General features: G+C 68.9%; 19 protein-coding genes. 6 read left to right on the top strand and 13 right to left on the bottom strand.

What is annotated here, in order from left to right:
* Positions 1–17: 17 nt before the first annotated feature.
* The 7 genes from KCG34_RS07250 to cyoA are packed head-to-tail and all read right to left on the bottom strand — an operon-like array spanning position 18 to position 6,584.
* Positions 18–551, bottom strand: coding sequence for a response regulator transcription factor (locus tag KCG34_RS07250; RefSeq protein ID WP_211939713.1), 534 nt, complete (start codon positions 549–551; stop codon positions 18–20).
* Positions 548–1,861 carry an ATP-binding protein gene (locus KCG34_RS07245; protein WP_211939712.1) on the bottom strand — a complete coding sequence of 438 codons (1,314 nt, stop codon included), beginning with the start codon at positions 1,859–1,861 and terminating at the stop codon, positions 548–550. Before KCG34_RS07245 ends, KCG34_RS07250 begins: the two co-directional genes overlap by 4 nt.
* Positions 1,845–2,558: an SURF1 family protein gene (locus KCG34_RS07240; protein ID WP_249138252.1), complete on the bottom strand. Its 714-nt coding sequence runs from the start codon at positions 2,556–2,558 to the stop codon at positions 1,845–1,847. Before KCG34_RS07240 ends, KCG34_RS07245 begins: the two co-directional genes overlap by 17 nt.
* Positions 2,559–2,593: 35 nt before the next feature.
* On the bottom strand, positions 2,594–2,965 hold the full coding sequence (gene cyoD, locus KCG34_RS07235) for a cytochrome o ubiquinol oxidase subunit IV (RefSeq protein WP_211939711.1): 372 nt from the start codon (positions 2,963–2,965) through the stop codon (positions 2,594–2,596).
* On the bottom strand, positions 2,962–3,594 hold the full coding sequence (gene cyoC, locus KCG34_RS07230) for a cytochrome o ubiquinol oxidase subunit III (RefSeq protein ID WP_211939710.1): 633 nt from the start codon (positions 3,592–3,594) through the stop codon (positions 2,962–2,964). The genes cyoD and cyoC overlap by 4 nt, the downstream gene beginning before the upstream one ends.
* Positions 3,591–5,594 carry a cytochrome o ubiquinol oxidase subunit I gene (cyoB, locus tag KCG34_RS07225; protein ID WP_211939709.1) on the bottom strand — a complete coding sequence of 668 codons (2,004 nt, stop codon included), beginning with the start codon at positions 5,592–5,594 and terminating at the stop codon, positions 3,591–3,593. Before cyoB ends, cyoC begins: the two co-directional genes overlap by 4 nt.
* A 15-nt stretch (positions 5,595–5,609) precedes the next feature.
* A complete protein-coding gene (gene cyoA / locus KCG34_RS07220; protein WP_249138251.1) occupies positions 5,610–6,584 on the bottom strand; it encodes a ubiquinol oxidase subunit II in 975 nt (324 codons plus the stop codon).
* Between the two features lie 187 nt (positions 6,585–6,771).
* On the opposite strand from cyoA, the gene KCG34_RS07215 reads away from it, so the two are divergent.
* A complete protein-coding gene (locus KCG34_RS07215; RefSeq protein ID WP_211939708.1) occupies positions 6,772–7,506 on the top strand; it encodes an MFS transporter in 735 nt (244 codons plus the stop codon).
* Between the two features lie 249 nt (positions 7,507–7,755).
* Positions 7,756–8,670: a LamG domain-containing protein gene (locus KCG34_RS07210; RefSeq protein WP_211939707.1), complete on the top strand. Its 915-nt coding sequence runs from the start codon at positions 7,756–7,758 to the stop codon at positions 8,668–8,670.
* 12 nt (positions 8,671–8,682) lie between these two features.
* On the opposite strand, the gene KCG34_RS07205 is transcribed toward KCG34_RS07210, so the two are convergent.
* Both KCG34_RS07205 and KCG34_RS07200 read right to left on the bottom strand, forming a co-directional pair.
* Positions 8,683–13,602 carry a beta strand repeat-containing protein gene (locus KCG34_RS07205; protein WP_211939706.1) on the bottom strand — a complete coding sequence of 1,640 codons (4,920 nt, stop codon included), beginning with the start codon at positions 13,600–13,602 and terminating at the stop codon, positions 8,683–8,685.
* Positions 13,603–13,807: 205 nt separating this feature from the next.
* The gene (locus KCG34_RS07200) at positions 13,808–14,680 is read right to left on the bottom strand and encodes a putative universal stress family protein (protein ID WP_211939705.1); all 873 of its coding nucleotides are present in this window, start codon (positions 14,678–14,680) and stop codon (positions 13,808–13,810) included.
* A gap of 265 nt (positions 14,681–14,945) precedes the next feature.
* Here KCG34_RS07200 and KCG34_RS07195 point away from each other — a divergent pair, with 265 nt between their 5' ends.
* The 3 genes from KCG34_RS07195 to KCG34_RS07185 are packed head-to-tail and all read left to right on the top strand — an operon-like array spanning position 14,946 to position 17,193.
* A complete protein-coding gene (locus KCG34_RS07195; protein WP_211939704.1) occupies positions 14,946–15,779 on the top strand; it encodes a hypothetical protein in 834 nt (277 codons plus the stop codon).
* A 5-nt stretch (positions 15,780–15,784) separates the two neighbouring features.
* The gene (locus KCG34_RS07190) at positions 15,785–16,894 is read left to right on the top strand and encodes an AI-2E family transporter (protein ID WP_211939703.1); all 1,110 of its coding nucleotides are present in this window, start codon (positions 15,785–15,787) and stop codon (positions 16,892–16,894) included.
* Positions 16,895–16,938: 44 nt separating this feature from the next.
* Positions 16,939–17,193 carry a hypothetical protein gene (locus tag KCG34_RS07185; RefSeq protein WP_211939702.1) on the top strand — a complete coding sequence of 85 codons (255 nt, stop codon included), beginning with the start codon at positions 16,939–16,941 and terminating at the stop codon, positions 17,191–17,193.
* Positions 17,194–17,235: 42 nt separating this feature from the next.
* On the opposite strand, the gene KCG34_RS07180 is transcribed toward KCG34_RS07185, so the two are convergent.
* Both KCG34_RS07180 and KCG34_RS07175 read right to left on the bottom strand, forming a co-directional pair.
* Positions 17,236–19,755 carry a cation-translocating P-type ATPase gene (locus KCG34_RS07180; protein WP_249138250.1) on the bottom strand — a complete coding sequence of 840 codons (2,520 nt, stop codon included), beginning with the start codon at positions 19,753–19,755 and terminating at the stop codon, positions 17,236–17,238.
* Between the two features lie 86 nt (positions 19,756–19,841).
* Positions 19,842–21,092: an MgtC/SapB family protein gene (locus tag KCG34_RS07175; RefSeq protein WP_211939700.1), complete on the bottom strand. Its 1,251-nt coding sequence runs from the start codon at positions 21,090–21,092 to the stop codon at positions 19,842–19,844.
* A 195-nt stretch (positions 21,093–21,287) separates the two neighbouring features.
* Here KCG34_RS07175 and KCG34_RS07170 point away from each other — a divergent pair, with 195 nt between their 5' ends.
* Complete coding sequence (locus KCG34_RS07170; protein ID WP_211939699.1) at positions 21,288–21,662, top strand: DUF1244 domain-containing protein; 375 nt, start codon at positions 21,288–21,290, stop codon at positions 21,660–21,662.
* Here KCG34_RS07170 and ligM read toward each other — a convergent pair.
* Together ligM and purU are read right to left on the bottom strand one after the other, a co-directional pair.
* Complete coding sequence (gene ligM / locus KCG34_RS07165) at positions 21,659–23,056, bottom strand: vanillate/3-O-methylgallate O-demethylase (protein WP_211939698.1); 1,398 nt, start codon at positions 23,054–23,056, stop codon at positions 21,659–21,661. The two genes, KCG34_RS07170 and ligM, sit on opposite strands and share 4 nt — an antisense overlap.
* Before the next feature lie 28 nt (positions 23,057–23,084).
* Positions 23,085–23,951, bottom strand: coding sequence for a formyltetrahydrofolate deformylase (gene purU, locus KCG34_RS07160; protein ID WP_211939697.1), 867 nt, complete (start codon positions 23,949–23,951; stop codon positions 23,085–23,087).
* Between the last annotated feature and the right edge of the window lies 1 nt (position 23,952).

The raw sequence follows: 23,952 nt of genomic DNA, 5'->3' as shown, positions 1-23,952 counted from the left end.
CCGCCGATGGCCGCCGTTCAGCCGAGGCGGCGCTTTTCGAGTTTTCGGGCCAGGGTCCGGCGATACATGCCAAGCCGCCGCGCGGTCTCCGAGATGTTGAAGTTGGTCTCCACCAGGGTCTCGTGGATCCGCTCCCACTCCAGGTTCTTGATCGAGGTCGGCCGGGGGCTGATCGGGGTCTCGGCGTCGCCGCCGCTCTTGGTGAAGGCGGCTTCGATGTCATCGCTGTTGGACGGCTTGGCCAGGTAGTGGCAGGCGCCCAGCTTGATCGCCTCCACGGCGGTGGCGATGCTGGCGAAGCCGGTCAGGACCACGATGCGCATGGACGGATCGAACTGGCTGAGCGCCTGGACGCAGGCCAGGCCCGACTCGCCCTTGAGCTTCAGGTCGACCACCGCGAAGCCGGGGCGCGCCTCGTCCAGGCCGGCGCGCAGCTCGGCGAGGCTCTCCGCGCGTGAGACCTCGTAGCCCTTGCGCTCGAACGAGCGCTGCAGGGCGGCGGCGAAGCGGCCGTCGTCTTCGACGATCACGAGGCGTCTGGGTTCGGTCATGGGGCGGCCTCTATGGTAAGGGCGCTCAGGGGCAATTGCACCACCGCTTCGGCGCCGCCGCCGCGGCGATTGCGGACATCGAGGCGGCCGCCGAGCTTTCGGACCACATTGACCACCAGGAACAGGCCGAGCCCGCCGCCAAGCCGACCCTTGGTCGAGTTGTAGGGCTTGCCGACCTCGGCCAGGGTCTCGGGGGTGAAGCCGGGGCCGGCGTCCTGGATGGACACGGTCAGGAGGTCGTCGTCGAGCCGCGCCCGCATCCACAGCCCCTCGGGCGAGGCCTCGAAGGCGTTGTCCAAGAGGTTGTTCAGCGCCTGCTTGAAGGCGGAGTCGGCGACGATGCGCGGATCGGCGGCCAGGCCGTCCTCATAGACGGCGTGCTGCGGCGCCCGCCGCGCGCGCCAGTCCTCGAACAGGTCGGCCAGGTACCGCTTCAGCGTCGAGACGCCCGCGGCCTCCGGGCGCGCCTCGCCGGCCGAGACCAGCACGCCGGTGACGATCGCCTTGCAGCGCGCGACCTCGGACTGCATCTCCTCGATTTCGGCGACGATTTCCGGGTCCTGGTTCAGCTTTTTCATCCGCCGCCAGTCGCCGAGGATCACGTCCAGGGTGGCCAGCGGCGTGCCGAGTTCGTGGGCCGCGCCGGAGGCCAAAAGGCCCATGCGCACGATATGATCCTCTTCCGCCGCTCTCTGCCGAAGAGCGGCCAGGCGCTCGTCGCGGCGGCGCAGATTGGCGCTGATCCGGCTGATGAAGATCGCCAGCAGCACTGCATCGAGCGTCAGGCCGATGAAGGCGCCGCGCAGGTAGAGGTCGAACAGGCCGGGACCGTCGGAGGGCAGGCCGAGCGGGCGGTGACGCCAGCTGAGGCCGAGCATGCACAGGCTGGCCACGCCGACCATCGACCAGCTGGACCAGGCGTCGAGCAGGACTGCGCCCAGGATCACCTGCAGAAGGTAGAGCGAGGTGAAGGGATTGGTCGCCCCGCCGCTGAGATAGAGCAGGGCGGTCAGGATCATGGCGTCGAAGCTGAGGGTGAAGAACAGCTCTCGGTTGGTGACCGGCTCGGGACGGCGCAGGCGCACCAGGCTGACGATATTGCCGGCGACGAAGACGGCCAGTACGACGGCGAGGTCCCTCAGCGGCAGGCGGACGCGCAGGCCCCACTCGACCACGGCGATGGTGGTCACCTGGCCGGCGACGGCGATCCAGCGCAGCTGGACCAGCAGGGTCAGGTTGCGCCGAATCGCGCCGGCCGCGGCGGGCGACGGGTCGAGCGACGGGGCGGGTCTGTCAGGTGCGAAGGCCATCGGGCGCGGAAAGGTCCGTTCTCGGAGCGCGGCGCCGGCGGGCGGCCTCGATGGCCGGCCAGGCGCCCCACAGCGCCACCATAGCCGCCAGCGAGAACCAGGTCATGGCGTAGGCGAGGTGAGGATTGCGGAAACGCACCACGGTCAGGCCGCCCCGCGGCCAGCCGCCAGGGTTGGGCGTGGCGTCGGCGTCGATGAAATAGGGCGCCAGGCCGCGCAGGCCCCGCGCCTGGCCGATGGCGGCGACGTCCCGCGAATACCAGCGGCCCGCCGCCGGCGCATTGGCCCTGAGGAAGCCTCCATGAGGCTCGCTGATGCGGAGGAGGCCGGTGACGGCGGCGGGGTGGGGCTGCGCGCTCGCCGGCGCCTGCTCTGGGCCGGGGACAAAGCCTCGATTGACCAGCACCGTGTAGCCGTCCGCGGTGGCCAGCGGGGTCATCACCCAATAGCCGGGTCCCAGCGCTGTCACCGCCTGCACCAGGGTCTGGCGGCGATCGTCGAAGGTCCCGGCGATGCGCACGTGGCGGTATTCGTCGCGCTTCGCGGTCACGCCGGACCAGGTTTCCGGCGAGGGGGGCGGGGCGGGTGCGGCCTCCGTGCGGGCCGCCACGCGGGCGATCAGGTCGAGCTTCCAGGCCAGGCGCTGCAACTGCCACGCCCCGAGGGCGGTGAACCCCGCGAACAGCAGGGCGCCCATGGCAAGCGCAACGCCGCGACGCGCCCGGCCGGCCATCACGGGGCCTGCCGCATCTCCTGCGGCGTCATCGGCATCATGTTGACGTCCAGGTGATGCATGACCCAGAGTGAGCCGGTCAGCACGATGCCGACCAGGAGGGCGGTGAAGAGCAGGGCCAAAAGGTTCCAGCCGCCCTCGGACCGGGCGTCCATGTGCAGGAAGTAGACCATGTGGACGACCACCTGCACGGCGGCCAGGCCCATGACGGCGACCGCGGCGACGGCGGGGCTGACCACATGGTTCATCACCAGCCAGAAGGGGATGGCGGTCAGGGCGGCGGCGAGGACGAAGCCGATCAGGTAGCCCTTGGCGGTCAGGTGTCCAGGACCCAGGTGTTCGCCGTGGGCGGCGTGTTCAGCGGCGCTCATGCCATCACTCCCAGGAGATAGACGAACGAAAAGACCCCGATCCAGACCACGTCGAGGAAGTGCCAGAACAGGCTGAGGCACATCAGCCGGCGACGGTTGGTCTCGGTCAGGCCGCGGCGGCCGACCTGGACCATCAGCGTCACCAGCCAGATCAGCCCGCAGGTGACATGCAGGCCGTGGGTTCCGACCAGGGTGAAGAAGCTGGACAGGAAGGCGCTGCGTTGCGGCCCTGCGCCCTCGGCGATCAGGTGGGCGAATTCGGTGAGCTCGAGCGTGATGAAGCCGCAGCCGAACAGCCCGGTCGCGGCCAGCCAGACCAGGGTCTCGGTCACTCGGCCGGACTGGGTGGCGATCATCGCCATGCCGTAGGTGATGGACGAGAACAGCAAGAGCGCCGTGTTCACCGCCACGGTCGGCAGCTCGAACAGGTCCGCTCCCGTCGGCCCACCCGCATAGTTGCGGCCGAGCACGCCATAGGTGGCGAACAGCACCGCGAAGATCAGGCAGTCGCTCATCAGATAGATCCAGAACCCCAGCAGGGTCCCGTTCTGAGCATGCGGCTCGTGGCTCAGGTGGAAGGCGGACGGGCCCTGATCGGCGACCAGGCGCAGGGAGGGGGAGGTGCTCATGCGGCCTTGCTCAACTGTTCGGTGCGGGCGGCTTCGGCGCGGATCACGGCCTCGGCGGGGATGTGGAAGTCACGGTCTTCGTTGAAGCTGTGGCCGATGGCGACGGCCACGATGGCCAGGCCGCCCAGGACCGCCAGCCACCACATGTGCCAGACCAGGCCGAAGCCCACGGCGGTGCTGATGGCGGCCAGGACCACGCCGGCGCCGGTGTTCTTTGGCATGTGGATGGCCTCGAAGTCGGCCAGCGGGCGCGCATAGCCCCGCGCCTTCATGTCCCACCACGCGTCGTGGGCGTGGATCACCGGCGTGAAGGCGAAGTTGTATTCCGGCGGGGGCGAGGCGGTGGACCATTCCAGCGTGCGGCCGTCCCAGGGGTCGCCGGTGAGGTCCCTCAGGGCCTCGCGGTTGATCACGCTGACGGCGATCTGGACGATGAAGGCGACGATGCCGAGGAAGATCAGGCCGGCGCCGAAGGCGGCCACGACGAACCAGATGCGCAAGGAGGGGTCGTCAAAGTGGCTGAGGCGGCGGGTGACGCCCATCAGGCCCAGGACATAGAGCGGCATGAAGGCGAAGTAGAAGCCGGTCAGCCACAGCCAGAACGAGGCCTTGCCCCAGAACGGATCCAGCCTGAAGCCGAAGGCCTTGGGGAACCAGTAGGCGATGCCGGCGAACATGCCGAACACCACCCCGCCGATGATCACATTGTGGAAGTGGGCGACCAGGAACAGGCTGTTGTGCAGCACGAAGTCGGCGGGCGGGACGGCCAGCAGCACGCCGGTCATGCCGCCGATGACGAAGGTGACCATGAAGCCGACCGTCCAAAGCATCGGCAGCTCGAAGCGCACCCGGCCGCGGTACATGGTGAACAGCCAGTTGAAGATCTTCGCGCCCGTTGGGATCGAGATCACCATGGTGGTGATGCCGAAGAAGCCGTTGACGTCGCCGCCGGAGCCCATGGTGAAGAAGTGGTGCAGCCAGACGAGGTAGGACAGCACCGTGATGGCCACGGTGGCGTAGACCATCGAGGTGTAGCCGAACAGGGGCTTGCCGCTGAAGGTCGAGACGACCTCCGAGAACACGCCGAAGGCCGGCAGGATCAGGATGTAGACCTCCGGGTGGCCCCAGATCCAGATCAGGTTCACGTACAGCATCGGGTCGCCCCCGAGGTCGTTGGTGAAGAACTGGGTGCCGACGTAGCGATCTAGGGAGAGCAGGGCGAGCACCGCGGTCAGCACCGGGAAGGTGGCCACGATCAGGACGTTGGTGCAGAGCGCGGTCCAGGTGAAGACCGGCATCTTCATCAGCGTCATGCCCGGCGCACGCATCTTGATGATGGTGGCCACCAGGTTGACGCCGGACAGCAGGGTGCCGACGCCGGCGATCTGCAGCGACCAGATGTAGTAGTCGACGCCGACGTCGGGGCTCATGGCGAGCCCTGACAGGGGCGGATAGGCCAGCCAGCCGGTGCGGGCGAACTCGCCGACGAACAGCGAGATCATCACCGTCGCCGCGCCCCCGACCGTCATCCAGAAGCTGAAATTGTTCAGGAACGGAAAGGCCACGTCGCGGGCGCCGATCTGCATCGGCACGACGAAGTTCATCAGCCCGGTGACCAGCGGCATGGCCACGAAGAAGATCATGATCACGCCGTGGGCGGTGAAGATCTGGTCGTAGTGCTGCGGCGGCAGGTAGCCGTGGCTGGTCCCGAAGGCCATGGCCTGCTGGCCCCGCATCATCATGGCGTCGGCGAAGCCGCGCAGCAGCATGACGATGGCCAGGACCACGTACATCACGCCGATCTTCTTGTGGTCCACGCTGGTGAACCACTCGCTCCAGAGATAGCCCCAGAGCTTGTAGCGGGTGATCAGGCCGAGCACGGCCAGGCCGCCGAGCGCGACCACGGCGAAGGTGGCCAAGAGGATCGGCTCGTGCAGTGGGATGGCGTCCCAGGTCAGGCGCCCGAAGATGAAGTGGCTCAGCTGGTCGGTGGTGGGCATGGCGGCGGCCTTGCTTCAGGAGGCGTGCTGGGCGGGGGCGCGGCGCGTCGGGGCGCAGCGGATGCGGTTGGCCATGGCGACGGCCATCGGGCTGGAGGGCATCGGCGATTTCATCTGGTCCTTGCAGACCTGGCCCGGGGCGGCGCAGCGATTCACCACCGCGAGGAACAGGGTCGGGTCGACGCTGGCGAAGCGCCGCACCGGCTCGTCGGTGGAGGGGCGGGCCAGGGCGAGATAGTCGGCGCGGGTCAGGGCCGGGGAGGCGGCCTTGGCCTGGGCCACCCAGTGGTCGAACTCGGCCGGGGTCAGGCCCTTGAACTTGAACTTCATGCCGGAAAAGCCGGCGCCGCTGTAGTTGGAGGAGAAGCCCTCATAGACGCCCGGCTGGTTGATCACAGCGTTCAGCTGGGTCTGCATGCCGGGCATGGCGTAGATCTGCCCGGCCAGGGCCGGCACGTAGAAGGCGTTCATCACCGACGAGGCGGTGATCTTGAAGGCGATCGGCCGGTCGACCGGGGCGGCAAGCTCGTTGACGCTGGCCACGCCCTGCTCGGGGTAGATGAACAGCCACTTCCAATCCAGGGCGACGACGTCGACCTCCAGCGGCTTGACGCCGGCGGGGATCGGCCGATGAGGCGCCAGGCGGCTTAAGGGGCGGTATGGGTCCAGGGTGTGGCTGGTTGTCCAGGTCACGGCGCCGAGGACCAGGATGATGGCCAGGGGCGCGCCCCAGACCGCCATTTCGATGCGGTTCGAATGGCTCCAGTCCGGCGCATAGGTCGCCTGGAGATTCGAGGCGCGATACTTCCAGGCGAACAACAGGGTGAGCGCGATCACCGGAACGATGATCAGCAGCATCAGCCCGGTCGCCAGCAGCACCAGGTCGCGTTGCTGCGCTGCGATATCGCCGGCCGGGCGGAGCACCACCATCTTGCAACCAGCCAGGCTGGCGAACGCCAGCGCACTCAGGCATGCCCTGAAAAGCTTCACGAAATTTTGCCTCAACTGCGAATTAGACGCATGTTGCGATGCAATATCGCCGAGCGGCGCCCGGCCGCCATTGGACGGTTTGTCCTAGGCGCCGTCCCACGCATGGGCCATGCTCGCCCCAAGACCGCTCAAGAACTGCGGCTCGGCCGAAAGGCCTTGGGACATGGAAACGCACCAGGGGAACGAGATGAGCCTGGACTACCAATGGCCGTCATCTTCAGGCCTCGAGGTCGAGGCCCGGCGGCTACATGCGACGCCAGCTGGTCAATCCCAGGAGGATCTGCGGCTGGGCGGAGCTTTGAGCCGTTTCCCCCAGGCATTCGGCATGGCCGCCCTTTCCGGCGCGGCTATGCTGGTCTTCCCGGACGTCATATTTTCCGGGCTCGGCCGTTTCCTGGCGCTGGCTGCGGGCCTTGTCCTCTGCGCGCTTCCTCTTTCGCTTGGCGCATTGGGCGGCGCCGGTTTTCGATGGCTCGAACGGCGTCATGGCCGGGGCGTGCGCTCGACCGTGGCCCGGGTGCTGCTGGGCGGGGCGACCGCGGCGGTCGCCTTCCTGCCGAGCGGGGGGGCGGGCGGGGTCGCGGCGGCCTTCCTGGTCGGGTGCGCGGCGTTGCAAGGGCTTGCCCGGTCCGGCCTGTCGCTCGAACCGCAGCCAGTGGGCGCGGCCCCGAAGGGCGTCGCGGGTGATGTCGCCGGCTTGGCCCTGGCCGCTCTGCTGATGGGCGGGATGTTCCTCTGCCTCGGGCGCGCCGATTTCCTGGCCTGGGGCTGGCGCTATCCGTTCGTGGTCGCTGTCGCCTGCAACATCGTCGGCCTGTTCGCCGACCTTCGCCTCCTGGCGACGCCTTCGAAGCGCGATGGCGAGGGCGCTCCCTTGAGGCTGGCGACGGTCGATGGAGTGCGCCTGCGGGTCGAGCCATAGCGCGACCAGCCGGCGCCGCTCCGCAGTTCCGGCGCCAGGCGGTGAAGCTCGGCGGTCTGGATCGGCGCGGAGCAGTTGCCCTATAAGATATCGGCCGTTGAGCGTTCTGATGAATGGGCGGCCTCGCGGACGGGGACTGTCCTCGAAATCATGATCTACTTTGTGGACAATGCGGGCGTCTCTGCCAAGCTGCCGCTCCACACGGTCGGATGACCCGACCGTCTGAGCAATGTCCTCCGGAAGCGCGCCATGAGCAAAAAACTTCGCCGCTTCGTCTTTGGGCTGATCGTTGTCTCTCTCGCGGCCGCGGGCCCCTGCGCTGCGCAAAGCGAGACGGACCGCGGCCTGATCGGGCATTGGGAATTTCACGAAGCCGCGGGCGACGCCGTCAGGGATTCTTCCGGCAATCGGAATGACGGGAGGATTGTCCCCTCGAAGACGCCGGAACAGACCTGGGGCAAAGGCCCGTTCGCCAGGTCGGCTTCGTTCAGCGGCGACAACGACCACTTTGTCCAGGTTCCGGCTTCGGACTCCATCAACAGCCTGAAGACGCGGATCACGGTCGTCGCGCTGATCTATCCGAGAACCCTATGGACACCGGCGGACAAGGTCCGGCGGAAATGGGACGAAGGCGTCACCTGGGTCGCAAATCGGTTCGGCGACACCACCTACAACAAGCGACAGCGCGTCCCCAACCTGACCGGGTACATTGCGGTGGTGCAGCGGCAATGGCGGGAGACGATGCACCCGGACCTGTTCTTTCTCGGCTACGGACCCAGGAAAGACGGCCTTCGCTACAAGTGGCATCTCGGGCTGAAGGGCAGCGAGCCGAGCATCTACGCCCTGCCGAAGGGGCAGGATAAGCCGCGCGCCGGGGAATGGGTGCAACTGGCCGGCGTCTATGACGGCGATACCGGGAAGATGTCGATGTATGTCGACGGCGAACTCATCGGCACGGAGACGCACGTCGGGCAGATGCGGCTGGATCCGCAGAGCCTGACCAGGCCGCTTGCGATCGGAGCCGAACTCAACGGGCCGCGCACCGACGATCCCTCAGGGGAGTTCGACGGCTATGTCCGCGACGTGCGCATCTATAACCGCGCCCTCTCAGACGACGAGGTCAGGGCGCTGGCGAGGCAGTATCTGGGCCCAGCGCGGAAATAGCGGGCCGACGTCCTATCCGAGCGGAGCCGCCAGGGCGTGCGCCGGGGGCGGTGTGTAGGTGACGATCTCGCCCGATCCGCCGTCGCTGGCCACATGGAAGCCGGCGGCGGAGAACTGACCGAACAGGGTGATCTTGGCCGTATGGGTCCCGTCGGTCAGGCTCAGCACGCCGAAGCTGTTGCTATTGTCCTCCACGAAGCTCGGCGCGATGGCGGAAGGGGCGAGATCGGTCACGTCGATCCGGTCGCCCGCCGCGGCGAAGTTCTTGACGACATCGCCGTTCAGATGAGCGGCGGTGTCCTTGAAGGTGTCGCCGCCGCCGGCATACCCGACCAGGGTGTCCAGGCCGCCATTGCCGATCAGGGTTTCGTTGGCGCCGCCCGCGGTGATGGAGTCGGCCGCCGTGCTGCCGATGATCTGCCCGACGCCTGGCCCGACGGCGATGCTGGTCGCCTGGTCGAGCATCACGGTCGAGACGCCATGGTCGCCCCGGTTCAGGGCCACGCTCCCGCCGCCGACGACCTCGATCAGGTCCGCTCCGGTCGACGCCCAAACCAAGGCGCCGGCGGTCCGGGCGTTGACCTTCACTCGATAGGTCCCGCCGCCTGTTGCCACGATCTGGCTGGCGTCGCCGACCGTGATGACGTCGGCGCCGCCGGTGATGTCGCTGATCTTCAGGCCGTGGATGCCGTTGGCGGTGAAGTTCCAGGCCGGCTGGGTCGAGCCGGCGGGCGCGGCGCCCAGATTGACGGTGGCGAAGTTGGTGATGTTGGCGCCCAGGGCGACGGTCCCGCCGCCGGTGAGGCAGAGCGTGCTGGCGCCGCCGCCGCCGTCCAGCGTCGCCGCGACCGTCGTGGCGTTGACCACGATCTGGTTCTTGCCGCCGCCGCCATGCACGGTCTCGCCCGCGCCGCCGACGAACACCTGGTCGGCGCCGGAGCTCAGGTTGATCACATCGTGGTTGTTCGCGCCGAAGATCACGATGCCGGACGCGTTGGGGTTCTGGCTGTTGGCGCCCGGGTCGGCCCCGACGTTGAGGGTCAGGTCGAGGCCGTCGCGCAGATAGATCACCTGGCGATGGTTGGTGAAATTGAGCGCGCCGCTCGAATAGGCCGTCTGGCCCTCCTGGGCGTTCAGGGTCGGTATGCCGGACAGCGTCGTCGGCGCGCGCAGGTCGAAGGTCCCCCCGCCGCTGAGGATCATCCGGTTCATTCCCCCGCCGCCGGTGATGACGTCGCCCTTGGTGAGGGTGTTGCTGGCGGCGAGGTAGGTGTCGTCGCCGTCGGTATCGGTGAAGCTGTCGGCGTGCGGGGTCAGGACATAGGTGTCGTCCGGCGAAGGCGCGACGTCGATCGAGCCGCTGGCGGTGATGTGCGCCGAGCCGTCGACCTCCTGCAGCGTCACGGTGATGGGGTTGGTCCCGGCCGCGCCGTAAGCGTGGGTCCCGGCCACCGAGATCAGGCCGCTAGCGAAGCTCACCACGCCGGCGCTGGTGGTCCCGTCGCCCCAGTCGATGGTGGCGGTGAAGTCGCCCGCGACATTGCCGGCATAGGTGTCCGTGAAGGTGGCCAGGGTCGCCGAGAAGGCCTGCTGCTCAGTCGCCGACAGGTGGGGCGCCGTTTGCACCGCCAGGACGTCGCCTTCCCCGACCGCGATCGAGCCGGACAGCGAAAGCCTGGCGCTGTCGGCGGTGCGGGTGACGTCGACCTTGGCGGCGTAGCTGCCCTCGCCGGCATAGACGTGGCCGCCGCCGGCCGAGACCGTGAAGGCCCCGCTCGACCCCGCCACCGTTCCGGCGCTGGTGGTCCCGTCGCCCCAGGTGATCAGGGCGGAGAAGGCGGCGGCGGTATCCGACAGGTTGCTGTCGGTGAAGCTGGCGACCTGCGCCGCCGTGGCCGATCCCTCGGTCGCCGCCGTCAGGCTCATGGAGCCGGCGAGGCCGGCGGGCGGCGGCGCGGCGCTGCCGATCGTGACCAGGCTGCCACCGGCCCCGTCGCTCGCCACCTGGAAGCTGGTCCCGGCATAGGCGCCGGCGAGCTTCAGCCCATAGGTTCCGCCGCCCGACAGCTGAACGGTGAGAACCCCGCCGCTCCACGCCGCGCTGGTCCCGGCGAGGCCGCGCAGGTCGATCACGTCGCCCTTGGCGAAGCCGGAGACCGTCGCGGCGAAGCCGGACGGGGCGTCGAGGCGCAAGAGGTCGCCGGCCGCATCGGCGAAGCTGACCTGGCCGCCGCTCGCCAGGCTTTGGACGATCTCGGCGGTCGAACCGCTGGCCAGGCTGATGGTCCCGGTCCCGTCGGTCGCGGCCTTGAGCACCAGGCGGTCGCCGCCCGTGACCGCGATGGCGCCGTTGTTGGTGAACAGCGCCGGGTCGATGGTCAGGGTCCCGCCGGTCGCCGAGGCGTTGATCGCGCCGTTGTTGGTGATCCGGTTGCCAGAGTTGTACCAGCTGGTGATGTCGGCGCTGGCCGCGGTGGCGTTGATCACCGAATTGGCGCCGAAGGTCAGCAGCGAGACCGGCGGGCCGCCCGGCAGGCCGATGCTGGCGTCGGTCAGGGTCGCGCCCGCGCCGGCCAGGGCGATGGTCCCCTGGGCGAAGGTCTGGCTGCCCAGGAAGCGGATCCGGCTGCCGAGGCCGGACAGCGTGATGGTCCCGGTCCCCGTGGTGGTGGTCGGGGTGCTGAAGGCTCCGCCGGAATAGGCCGAGGTGATCTCGAGATCGTCATTGCCGCCGGCGAGGTTGATCTGGCCGTTGTTGACGAACGAGGGGGCCGAGACCCCGATTCCGCCGTTCGCCGTGGTGGCGAAGGTCCCTGAATTGGTCACGCTGGCGGTGGAGTTGAGCTCGACGAAGCCATCGCCGGCGGCGGCCGACCGCACGGTTCCGGTGTTCGTGATCGTTCCGGCGGTCACCAGCACTTCGGAGATCACGCCGCCCGAGGCGTCGCTGCTGAGGACGCCGTTGTTGATGAAGGCGCCGCTGACATTGATCGAATGCACGTTGGTCTGGCCCGAGGAGCCGGGCGAAAGGCCGCCGTCGATGGCGGTGTCGCCGGTGATGGTTCCGTTGTTGGTCAGGCTGGCCGCGGTGATGGCCCCGCCGCCCGGGCCGCCGCCGATGTCGATGGTCCCGGCGGTAACGCCCAGCGCCGCGCCGAGGCTGAGCGAGCCGGTCAGCCGCACGCTGGTGGAGGCGTCGTTCAGGGTCAGGGAATGCGCCGCTGCTGCGGTGGTCACCGCGACCACATAGCCCGTCGCCCCGCCGATCAGGGCGTCGTCGGTCGCGGTCGGAACCTTGCCGGTCGACCACTTGGTCGCGTCGGACCAGTCGCCGTTGACCGGCTGCGCCCAGCTGTCCAGGGCGCTTTGGCCGAGGGTGATGTTGGTGCCGCCGGCGCCGTCCGAGGTTCTGATGAAGCTCGCTCCGGCATAGTTGCCGGCGATGTTCAGCTTCAGGCTCCCGCCGCCGCTGAGGCCCACCGTCAGGACGCCGCCGGACCAGCCGGCCGAGGTGGCGACAAGGCCTCTCAGGTCGATGGTGTCGCCCACGCCGAAGCCGTTGACGGCGCTGGCGAAGCTCGCCGCGGCGTCCAGGCGCAGAAGATCGCTCTGGCCGTCCAGGAACGCCACCTTGTCACTGGCGGCGGCCGCAGCGGCGATCTCGGCGACGCCGCCGGTCGCGATGTCGATCGCGCCCGAACCGTCCATCGCCGCCTGCACGAGCAGGTGATCGCCGTTGGAGACGCTGACCGTCCCGTTGTTGGTGAAGGCGGTGGTGGCGATGGTGGTCGAGCCGCCGCTGGCCGACAGGGCGATGGTCCCGTCGTTGATCAGGGCGTCGGCGAGCCCGCCGGGATTCGAATAGGTGAAGAGCGCCGTCCCGGCGGTCTGGGTGATCACCGCGGAGGATCCGATGGTCAGATAGGCCGAGACCGATCCGCTCGGGGCGTTCGTCGCCGAGCTGACCACGACGATCTGTTCGTTGGAGCCGGTCAGGCTGATGGTCCCCTGGCCGAAGGTCTGGGTCTCGATGAACTCGAGCGTATTGCCGACGCCCTTCAGGTTGACCGAGCCGGTTCCGGTCATGGTCCAGGCGGGGACCACCGGCGTGGAGGAGAGCGGCGCCACCACGGCGAAATAGCCGCCGGAACCGGTCAGGTTGATCGTTCCGTTGTTGGCGAACCCGGGCGAGGCGACCGCGATCCCGGCGCTGTCGTTGATCACCCCCGAATTGGTGAAGGTCCCGAAGGCGCTGATGCCGATGCCGCCGGGGCCGGAGGCGGTGATGGTCCCGGTGTTCGAGATGTCGGTGGCCTCGACCGTGTAGCCCGAGGCGCTGGAATTGAGCAGGGTCCCGTTGTTGGTCAGGGTCCCGACGTAGATCAGGGCGGAGGCGTAGTTCTGGATCGCCTCGATCAGTCCGTTGTTGGTCAGGCTGGCGCCCATGATCGACTGGAAGGCGCTGCTGGTGGAGGTGGGGCCGCCGTTGAAGCCGATGACGGCGCTGGAGCCCAGGGTCAGGTCGCCGAAGGTCAGGTTCGCCTGGCCGAGGGCGGGGTCCGGCGTGCCCATGTTGATCTGGAGGTTGTCCAGCGTGTGGGTCCCGGCCGCATTGAAGGTGGCCCCGCCGCCGATCGAGATCGCGCCGGAGCCGGAGCTCCAGCCCAAGGACCCGGCGGTGTCCAGATTGAAGGTTCCGGCGGTCAGGGTCAGCGGTCCGCCCAGGGTCAGGCTCGCGCTGTCGAGCACGGTGGCCCCGGCGTCGTTCAAGGTGAGCGAGAGGGCGACGGCGGCGCTGTTGATGGCCACCTGGTACGAGCCGCTCGCGGCGACGACCGCATCGGTCGAGGCGCCCGGCGCCGCGCCGGTCGACCAGTCGCTGCCCGTCGACCAGTCTCCGCCCAGGACGTTCATCCAGTTCGCCGACGCCATGACGCGCTCCCGAGAATGAATTGCGACATTCATCCGCCCGGATCGGAGATGAAGCGGGCGAAGTTCTGAGTTTCAGACGGGGGCCATGGTGGATCTGGGCCGGCGGCTTGGGTGTAACAAAGATTAATGAATGGCGATATTCTCGGAAGCGCTACTCGCTTTTGTTCGCCTATCTAAGGTTGATCTTCGTCGCCGGGCGTCGGTTTCAGTGACTCAGCAGCAGGAACCTGTCCGGCCGGGTCAGCAGGTCGCGTGTCACGCCGCCGAAGATCCATTCGCCGAGCCGCGAATGCCCGTAGCCGCCGGCCACGATCAGGTCGGCGCCGATCTCGCCCGCCGTCGCGCCGAGTTGCTGGGCCACCTGGTCCGGCGGAGCGATGGCGACCTTGGCGCGGGCTTCGACGCCATGGCGCTTCAGCCCTTCGACCACGCCGAAGGTGCGGGCCTGGGCGTTGCCGAAGTCCAGGCTGTCGCAGACCTCGAGCACCACGACCTCCTGCGCGCCCTTCAGGAACGGCAAGGCGTCTCCGATGGCGCGGCGGGCTTCGCGTGTGTCCTTCCAGGCGACGACCACCGCCTCGGCGGCGAGCCGGCCGCCGGTCGGCGGGGCGACAAGCACCGGCCGTCCCGAAAGCACAACGAGTTCAGCCGGGTCGCACCAGCGAAAGCTGTCATCGTCGTCGGGCGCAGATCCGCCGGCCACGATCAGCTCCGCCCCTCTGGCGGCCTTGGCCAACTCTTGGGCCGGCATACCCCTGATGGCCATCCATTCGGTCTTCAGATCGTAAGCCGCGCGGCGAAAGGCCTGTTCGGCGGCGCTCAGGTCCAGGTCGATGCGGCGCTCAAGTTCGGCCATCCACTCGTCGGTGACGATGCCGGCGGGATCGCCAAACCCCACCTCGCGCACACATTCGGCGGCGAAGCCGAACAGGGTGGCGCCGATCTGGCGCGCCAGGGACGCGGCGACCGCGAGCCGCGGCTCCGCCGCGCTCTGCGGCTGCGCATGGACCAGGATCGTGCGTACGCTGGACCGGAGGGCTTGCCAGCGATCCGTGTCGGTCGAGGTGTCGGCGAGCATTTCAGCCTCCTGCGTCGCGTTGCCGGCGGCCATCGCCGCAACAGGTGGAGGAGAGCCTAGCGGCGAAGGGCCGGCCGTCCTTTGCGATGGGTCAATCCGTCTCCGCCCGCCGGCCAGCCTCACTGACCCTTCGAAGACGGGCCGCGGACGCGCCGACGACAGGGGAACGGTCGGCGATTTGAGCAAAATCAAGGCCCGCTGCCTTGGCGACGCGCAATCCTGCGCCGCGTCGAAGAGGGATGCGGCCATGCCGAGAAGAATATCCGTGCTGACCGCGGTCGCCATGGCCGCAGCCACGATGGGCCTTGCGGCCTGCGAAGAACACCAGAGCGCGGCGGTCAAGGGCGCCCCGGAGCACCTGCACGGGGCGCTGAGCGGCGACATCGAGCAACAGGCTGTGCTCGCCGCCTGCTATGAGACCAAGGACCAGTGCCCGGGAATAGAAGCCGACCCTGCCCTGGCCTGCGCTTGGCGCGGCGTGCGCCTGGCGTCCGCGAGCCCGGACTTGAAGCTGGTGGACAGCGAGGCCTTCACGGTGGCCTGTGCGGAACAGCAGGAAGATTTCCGCCAGCGCGCCTCGATCGGCCTGATCGACCTCGCGTTGCGGGTCTATGGCCGCCGGTTGGACGGGCTCGACCAGATGGTCGCCGCGGCCGACCCGAAGGCCGCGCTCTATCCTTCCATCGAGCAGGTGCGCGAGCGGATCAATGCCGGACTGGCGCAGGCGGGCGACAGCCAGCGCCTTCCCAAATTCTCGCCGCGCAAGCCTGGGCGCGATGAGCCGATCTTCTGGTCGACCTGTGGCGAGACCGTCTGCCTGGAAGGCTTCACGCCCGCATTCGGCGGCGGCGTCCTGAGCTACCGGGTGACGGTCAAGACTGCGCCGGCGAGCGTCGCCCTGCGCGCTTCGCGGGCCTCTGCGCTGGCGGCGGCCGGGCTCGAGGCGCCGGCGGCGGCGGATGCGCTCGGCTCCGCCCAGGCCTCGCAACTGACGCTGGGCCCGGTCTGCTGGACGAAGGCCCAGACCAAGGACGGCGCAGCCGTGGCCGGCGCCAGCCGCGCACCCTGTCGCCTGAACTCGTCGTGGGACGAGTCCTGAGGATCATGGCCGACGAGGGCCCTCTTCTCGCCGAGGCGCGCGTGTCCAGGGCTTCGCTTTGGGATTTCTTCGCGCGCGTGGTGGTGGTCGTATCCGTCGTGGCGCTCGCGCTGGCCTTCTGGCGGCTCCGCGACGTGCTCTCGATCGCTTTCGGGTCGATCGTCCTGGCGGTCGGCTTCAGGGGCGTGGCCGACGCCATCGACCGGCGCACCCCGCTCTCAAAGTCGCTCGCCCTGGCCCTGGCGGTCGTGGGCGCACTGGCCGTGCTGGGGCTCGCCATCGAAGTGTTCGGGGCGATGATGGCCGCCCAGTACGACGAACTGGCGCAGAAGCTGCCGGCGGGCCTGGCCAAGATGCGCGCCGCGCTCGACTCCAGCGCTTTCGGCCACGACCTGGCGGTTCGTTCGACCGACGCCCTGAAGAACGCAGCTGTCGGTCCGGGGCCGCGGCTTCTGGCGGGCGTCGTCGGCGGGGTCGGCCAGGCCTTGACCTATGCGCTGGTCATGATCGCCGGCGGGGTGTTCCTGGCCATCGACCCGGCGCGCTATCGCCGCGATTTCCTGGCCCTGGTCCCCGGGGCCCGAAGGGCGCGCACGGCCCAGGTGCTGGACGTGCTGGCCGACGGCGTTCGCCGCTGGCTGCTCGGCCGGCTGGTCGTCATGCTGGCGGTCGGCCTGCTGGCCAGCCTGGGGCTGTGGGCGCTGGGCATAGACGCCCCGCTCGCGCTCGGCCTCACCGCCGCGGTCCTGACCTTCATTCCCTATGTGGGCTCGATCATGGGCGCGCTGCCGGGTATGGTGATCGGCTTCCTGCAGGAGCCGATCAAGGCCGTGGTGGTCGTGCTCCTGTTCTGGGCGGTGCATTTCATCGAGGGCACCTTCATCACGCCGTATGTCCAGGACGAGGCGGTGGACGTGCCGCCGGTGATCTCGATCTTCTCCACCTTCGTTTTCGCGCTGTTGCTGGGGCCGGCCGGCGTATTCCTGGCGGCGCCGATCACGGTTGTCATGATCCTGCTGATCAACCAATTCTACATCGAGGACGTTCTCGGCGAACGCGTCGTCACCCGACCTCACCGCGCGCGGCGACTGATGCTTTTCAGGCGCCTGCAATGAGCTTTGTCCGCGTAGTCTGTTTCCGACTTCAAAGGAGGAATGCCATGAAGCAAGTTTTGATCGCGGCCTCGGCCGTTTTGGCCTTGGCGTCTTCGGCCGCCGCGCAGCCGGCCTATGATGCGGCCCAGGGGCCGGCTCCGTCCCAGTACCCGCCGTGCGAACACAAGGGCCAGGATCGATGCATGCCCGCTGGCCACGGCGGAATGATGCACATGCGCCACAAGGGCCACAGGGGCCATATGGGTCATATGGACCATAAGGGCGAGGCCGGCGAGAAGGCGAAGGGCGAACGCGGCTGACGCGGTCCGAGGCCTCAAGGGCCTTCCCGGGGCGCGGCGGGATCAGGCGGCGACGCCGGATGTCCGTGCGCCCCGGAAACGTGTGGCTCGCCTGAGCAGATCCAGAAGCCCAAGGCTGACCAAGCCGCCGGCGATGGCCACCGCCAGGCCCTGCCAGTTCAGCGGTCCAAATCTGAACAGCTCTCGAAGCGCCGGCGCGGTCATGACGGCGACGACCGCCGCGAGGACGACGGCGCCGACGCTCCCCAGCAGGCGATTCATGCGCAGGGCGGCTTGGCCGACCGAGCCGAACGTCCTGTTGGCGATCACCAGGCTGAAGACCGAGAACACCAGGGTGAGAAAGGCCGAGGCCCGGACCGAACCGTCATCCAGCCCCAGCGAGACGCCTGCGGCGTAGACCCCCGCGACCACGACCAGGGCGCACACGCCCTCCGCCCCCCGGGCCGCGAGCGCGCGGCGGCTGAGAAGCGGCTGCGCCGGATCGCGCGGCGGGCGCCGCATCAGTCCCTGTTCTTCGGGTTCGGCCTCGAAGACGAGCGAGCAGACCGGGTCGATGATCATTTCGAGAAAGGCGATGTGCGCCGGGGCGAGAAACATCGGCATGCCCAGCATGAGCGGCAGGATGGCCAGGCCGGCGACCGGGACATGCACGGCGATGACGAAGCCCATCGCCTTCTGCAGGTTGTCATAGATCCGCCGCCCGTGGCGCATCGCCGCGACGATGGAGGCGAACTGGTCGTCGAGCAGGACGAGATCGGCCGCCGCCCTGGCGACATCCGTACCGCGCGAGCCCATGGCGACGCCGATATCCGCAGCCTTGAGCGCCGGCGCGTCGTTGACCCCGTCGCCGGTCATGGCGACGACCTCTCCGGCGGCCTTGAGCGCGCGCACGATCCGCAGCTTCTGCTCCGGCAGGATCCGGGCATAGACGCTCACGCCTCGCGCCTGCTCCGCCAGCGCCGCATCCGACATCAGGGTCAGATCGGAGCCTGTCAGCAGGCCCCCGCCCGCAATGCCGGCCTCGGTCGCGATCGCCCGGGCGGTGGAGGGATGGTCGCCGGTGATCATGACGACGCGGACCCCGGCGCCCTGGCATTCGGCGACGGCGGCGGCGACCCCCGGGCGTAAGGGATCCGCCAGCCCGACCAGGCCGACGAAGCGGAGGGTGAACCCGGCCAGGTCGCCCTGCGGCGGCCCGGGTTCGACCTTGGCCTCCGCGACGGCGAGCACCCTGGCCCCCTTCGTCGCCATCTGTTCGACCGCTTGCAGGACCCGCTCGCGCTCGGCGTCACCAAAGCGGCACAGGCCGGCTACGGCCTCCGGCGCGCCCTTGACCGCGATCCGCTCGCCCTCGGGGCTGCGCCAGACCTGGCCCATCGCAGGGCAGCCGGCGCTGACGCCATAGGTGCGCACAAGGGAGCGCTCCGCTTGCAGCGCTGGGCCTGCTTCGGCGTGGAAGGCCAATTCCATGGGGTCGAACGGGTGGGGCGCGCTGGCCAAGGCCCCGAGATCGACCACGCGCCGTTCGGCTTGCGAGGCCGCGTCCGAGCGCCAGGGGGACGCCTCGCCGCCGATCCAGACGCTGGCCACAGCCATGCGGTTCTCGGTCAGGGTGCCGGTCTTGTCGGTGCAGAGCACGCTGGCCGAGCCGAGCGTCTCGATCGCGGTGGCGCGGCGCGTGAGCACCTTCGCCTTCGAGATCCGCCATGCCCCCATGACCATGAAGACGGTGAGCACCAGGGGAAATTCTTCCGGCAGCATCGACATGCCGACGGAGATCCCGCCCAGCATCGCCTGGAGCCAGTCCCGCCGAACGAAGCCCAGAATCGATACGACGAGGCCGCAGACCAGGAACGCGCCGAAGCCGGCCGCTGCGACGAGCTTTCGGGTCTCGCGGGAAAGCCGGGTCGGCTCAGTCTCGATCGCGCGCAGGCTCTTGCCGATGCGCCCGATCTCGGACCGCGGCCCTGTGGCGACAACCTCGGCCAGCCCCTGCCCCCGGACCAGCATCGTGCCAGAATAGAGCGATGCGGCGCTGTCGGGCCCGCCAGGGGCCTCGAGCGCGCTCTGGCCTTCGGACGGGTGCTTGACGACCGGCACGGACTCTCCGGTCAGCAGGCTTTCGTCGATTTCCACGTCGGCGCCGGAACGCAGGATGGCGTCGGCCGGCGCGCGCTCGCCTTCGGAGACCGAGATCAGATCGCCGCGCACCAGGTCCCGGCTGGAAATGCGCCGGCGCACGCCATCCCGCACGACCGTCGCCGAGGGGTTCGTCAGGTCGCGCAAAGCGTCCAGGACCCGCTCGCTGCGATATTCCTGGATCACGGCGATGCCGACCGAGAATAGGGCGAAGGCCGCGAGCACGAGGGCCTCGCGCAGGTCGCCCAGCGCCATATAGACGCCGCCGCCGGCCAGCAGCAGCAGAAACATCGGTTCGCGCAATACGCCGCCGACGATGCGCAGGACGCCCCGCCGATCCGGATCCGGCAGCTGGTTGGGGCCGTCCGTTTGGAGGCGCGCCAGCGCCTCGTCCTCGCCAAGCCCCTGACTCTCGAAAGCCATCATCGTCCCCGACCTCCGCCTCGACGATTATGGCCTACTCAGGCCCTGGCGCCGGCTGCCGGGCGTTGAGCCAGATCATGCGACGGTCAGCGCTGGCCGAACAGGCCAGGAGCCAGCGCGCCCAGCCAAGCCGCCGCGACCACCAGGACCAGGCCCGGCACGACGCGCACAGCGAATGCGCGGCCGCCGGCGGTTGCGAACAAGATCTTATTGGCGGAATTGGCCGAGAGCCCGACCAGGATCGGCAGGACGGCGTCGTCCGGCGTGAGCCGTCCGGAGGCGACCAGCGTGGCGGTCGAGATCGCGGCGGCATGGGCGTCGACGAGGCCGGCCAGGCCGGCGCCGGCGATCAGGCCGGCTTCCCCGAACCATTCCCTGAGCGCAGCCGTGGCCAGCATCACGCCCGACAACAACGCCGCAAAGGTCAGCGCGGTGCGAATGCTGAACGCCCGTCCCGCCGTCGCCTGCTGGGCGTCGGCGCGCCTCAGGGCGCCGAGCGTGACGAAGGCGGCGTAGAGCATCGCGCCCGCTCCGGCGCCGAGGAGCGGCGCCGCCAAGGCCCTCAGGGTGGCGATGTCGACCACGCCGATGACGACGGCCATCTGGATGGTGGTCGCTAGCGTCGAAAGCACGGCCCCGGCGGCGGCGGGCCCCAGATTGCCTGGCGTCTTGCGCGCTTCGGCCCCCATGGCGCCGATGGTCGCAAGGCTGGAGACGAAGCCGGAAGCCAGGCCTGCGACCGGAAGCCCGAACCGGTTTCCCAGCCAGCGCACGGCGATATGGCCGATCCCGCCGATCGCCAGGACCAGGACCACGACGATCCAGATCGCATGCGGGTTCAGCGCCGCATAGGGGCCCATCGATCGGTCGGGAACCAGGGGCAGCACCACCAGCGTCGCGCTGGCGAAGACCAGGGCGTCGGCGACCTCGCTCTGATTGAGGACGCGGCGGACGAAATGGTGCAGCGGCGTGCGCGCGGCCAGGACTACGGCGACCACGACCGCGACCCCAGCCGCCAGGCGCGGGTCGCGCATGCAAAGGCCCCCCAGCAGCACGGTGAGCACCAGGCTGATTTCCGTGGTCAGCCCCGGGTCGTCATCGCGATTGCGCCAATAGGCGAGTGCGGCGAGCGCGGAGACCGCGACCGTCGTCACGGCCAGCAGCGGCGCGCCGCCGGCCAGTATGGCGACCGCGCCGGCCAGGGACGCCGCCGTGAAGGTGCGCAGGCCGGCGGACGCCCGGTTGGCCGCTTCGCCCTTGCGGCGCTCGCGCTCGGCCCCGATGAGCAGGCCGACCCCAAGGGCCGCGCCGATGTCCACGAAATCAGCGCTGACCAAGAGGCGGCCTCCGGTTGGCCTTTCAGATCGCCGCTCCCAAGGATCGGCATCTCAGGTTGCGCGATTGTTTGGTCCAACCGTGGAGTTCGGCCTTGATCGAGGTCAACGCTGTCCTGGCCGACGGGGACGCCGATTTTCGCTCGATGCGTCGCTCCGGCGGCGTAAACTCTGCGCACAGCGAAAGGCCGATGCTCCATGCCCAAGATCGACGATCAACTCGCCGCCCAGGCGTTCCATCGTCTCGTCGAGCACCTTCGGATGCGGACCGACGTGCAGAACATCGACCTGATGATCGCCGGCGGCTTCTGCCGCAACTGCCTGGCCGACTGGGTCAGCGAGGCGTCCGGCGGGAAGGTGGGCCGCGACGAGGCGCGCGAGGCGATCTACGGCATGCCGCAGGCCGAGTGGAAGGCCCGCCACCAGGCCGGGTCCACGCCGGAGCAGGTCGAGGCCATGAACCGGAGTGTGGCCTTGAACCAGCGCCTGCGGGCCGAGCAGGAAGCCCGCCTGGACGAGGCGCTGGAAGAGGGGTTCCCCGCCAGCGACCCGCCGTCGATGACCGAGCCCTAGACGGAGCGGGTGCGCCAGCCGGCTTGGTATCCCTCGCGCGCGTCCCGGGCGTAGGGAACCGGAGAGACGCGGACGCGGACTTCGGTCTGCTCGTGCGGCTCGACCGTGGTCTTGCGGGTGCCGCCGTCCGGCTCGCCCCAGGTCAGGGTCAGGACATCGCCCAGCTCGACTTCCGGGTCCACCATGCCCAGCGAAAGCACCGTGCGCTCGTTGTAGCTGAAGCCGGTGAACATGGAGAGGCCGGCCACCTTCCCGCCCAGGGTCACCTGGTCGTAGTTGGACGAGGCGTAGTTCGACAGCGGCAGGTCCAGGTACTTGAAGTGCGGCGCGCCGGGCTGGAACAGCGAGGCGTAGATGCGGCTGACGTCGTCCGGGTTCCAGGCGAAGGTGACCTTGCGGCGCTGGGGCTCCTTGGATTTCGCTTCCAGGGCCTCGCGGCCGATGAAGTCGTGGTCGAACTTGACGAAGGGGCCGTAGCCCAGCTCGTAGGGCGTCAGGTAGTAGTCCTCGATATTGTCCGAGACGAAGCTGCCGCCGATCGAGCCGGTGGCCTCGTAGCCGGTGGCCGGCAGCCATTCGCGATAGGCCTTCATCGGCTCGCCCGTATAGACGGCCGGCAGGGGCGAGGGGATCCAGCCGGATTCCAGGGTGTTGGTGGCGTAGGCGCGCGAACCCACGGGGGTCAGGCCGAATTCGCGGCCGGCCTCCAGGATGGTCTCGCGGATCTCCTCGCCCTCCTCGTAGGGACCCCAGACCTCCAGGCCCGGCTCGCCGGCCATGCCGTGGCGCAGGCAGCGGACCTGGCGACCGCCGATGCGGATTTCGTCGAGGGTGAAGAACTTCACGTCCGGGATCGGGCCGCCGTTCAGCTTCTCGAATACCTTGGCCGCGTTCGGACCCTGGATCTGATAACGATAGCGGCGGCGGATCACCGGCTTGCCGCCGGGGCGCGAGGGCGAGCGGTCGTCGCGGTCCAATTCGACGTCATAGCCGCCGGTCTCGGCGTGGAACTGCACCCAGTTGACCGTGGGGGCGCGGCCGACCAGCAGGAACTCGTTCTCGGCCAGGTAGAACAGGATCACGTCGCCGATCACGTGGCCGCTGTGGCTGCAAGGCACGAACTGTTTGGCCTTGCCGGGCTTGAAGCCCTTGAAGCTGTTGATGGTCAGGCCCTGCAGCAGACGGAACGCGTCCGGGCCTTTGACCAGGAGGTCGCACATGTGGTGCGACTGGTCGAACAGCACCGCGGTCTCGCGCCAGGCGCGCTGCTCCAGGCGCCAGTTGCTGAATTCGCTCGGCACCACCGGATAGACGTAGGCCCCGATCTGCGAGTTGCGCAGGTGGCCGACAGGGTTTCCGACCTGTTGCAGCAGGGTTTCGAGGGATTGGCTCATGGGGTTCTCCCGGGGGCTGATCTGAAGCTTATTCGAAGACGACGGTGCGGTGGTCGTTCATGAGAACGCGGTGCTCGGCGTGCCAGCGCACCGCCCGGGCCAGGACCACGGATTCGACGTCGCGGCCGATGGCGACCATGTCGTCGGCGCGGTGCTTGTGGCGCACCCGCTCGACTCCCTGCTCGATAATAGGGCCCTCGTCGAGGTCGGCGGTGACGTAGTGGGCGGTGGCGCCAATCAGCTTCACCCCGCGGTCGTGGGCGCGGTGATAGGGCTTGGCGCCCTTGAAGCTGGGCAGGAACGAGTGGTGGATGTTGATGATGCGGCCGGGATAGCGGGCGCAGAAATCCTCGGACAACACCTGCATGTAGCGGGCGAGCACGATCAGCTCGACGCCCTCGTCTTCGATCAGTTGGGCGAGCCTGGCCTCCTGAGCGGCCTTGGTCTCGGGCGTCACTGGCATGAAGTGGAAGGGAACGCCGTGGCGGCGGGCCAGGTCCTCGAAGTCCGGGTGGTTGGAGACCACCGCGCGCACCTCGATCGGCAGGGCCCCGATGCTGTGGCGGAAAAGCAGGTCGTTCAGGCAATGGCCCAGGCGGGAGACCATCACCACCGTCCGCATGGGCTGGGCGCAGTCGAAGAAGCGGGCCTGCATGGCGCGGCGCTCGGCGATGGGGGCGAAGGCGGCTTCGAGATCGGCCAGGCCTTGGCCGCGCAGCGACTGGAAGGCGGTGCGCAGGAAGAAGCGGCCGTTGTCGGGATCGAAGTACTGGGCGCTCTCGACGATGTTGCAGCCGTGCTCGACCAGGAAACCGCCGACCTCGGCGACGATGCCCGGCCGGTCGGGGCAGGCGAGGGTGATCAGGAACTGGGGCGGGGCGGCGTCCTTGGGCATG

It is taken from the genome of Phenylobacterium montanum (genome assembly GCF_018135625.1).
Lineage (GTDB): Bacteria > Pseudomonadota > Alphaproteobacteria > Caulobacterales > Caulobacteraceae > Poindextera > Poindextera montana.
Note: the sequence above shows the minus strand (reverse complement) of the source record. Positions and strands in the feature narration are given on the sequence as shown.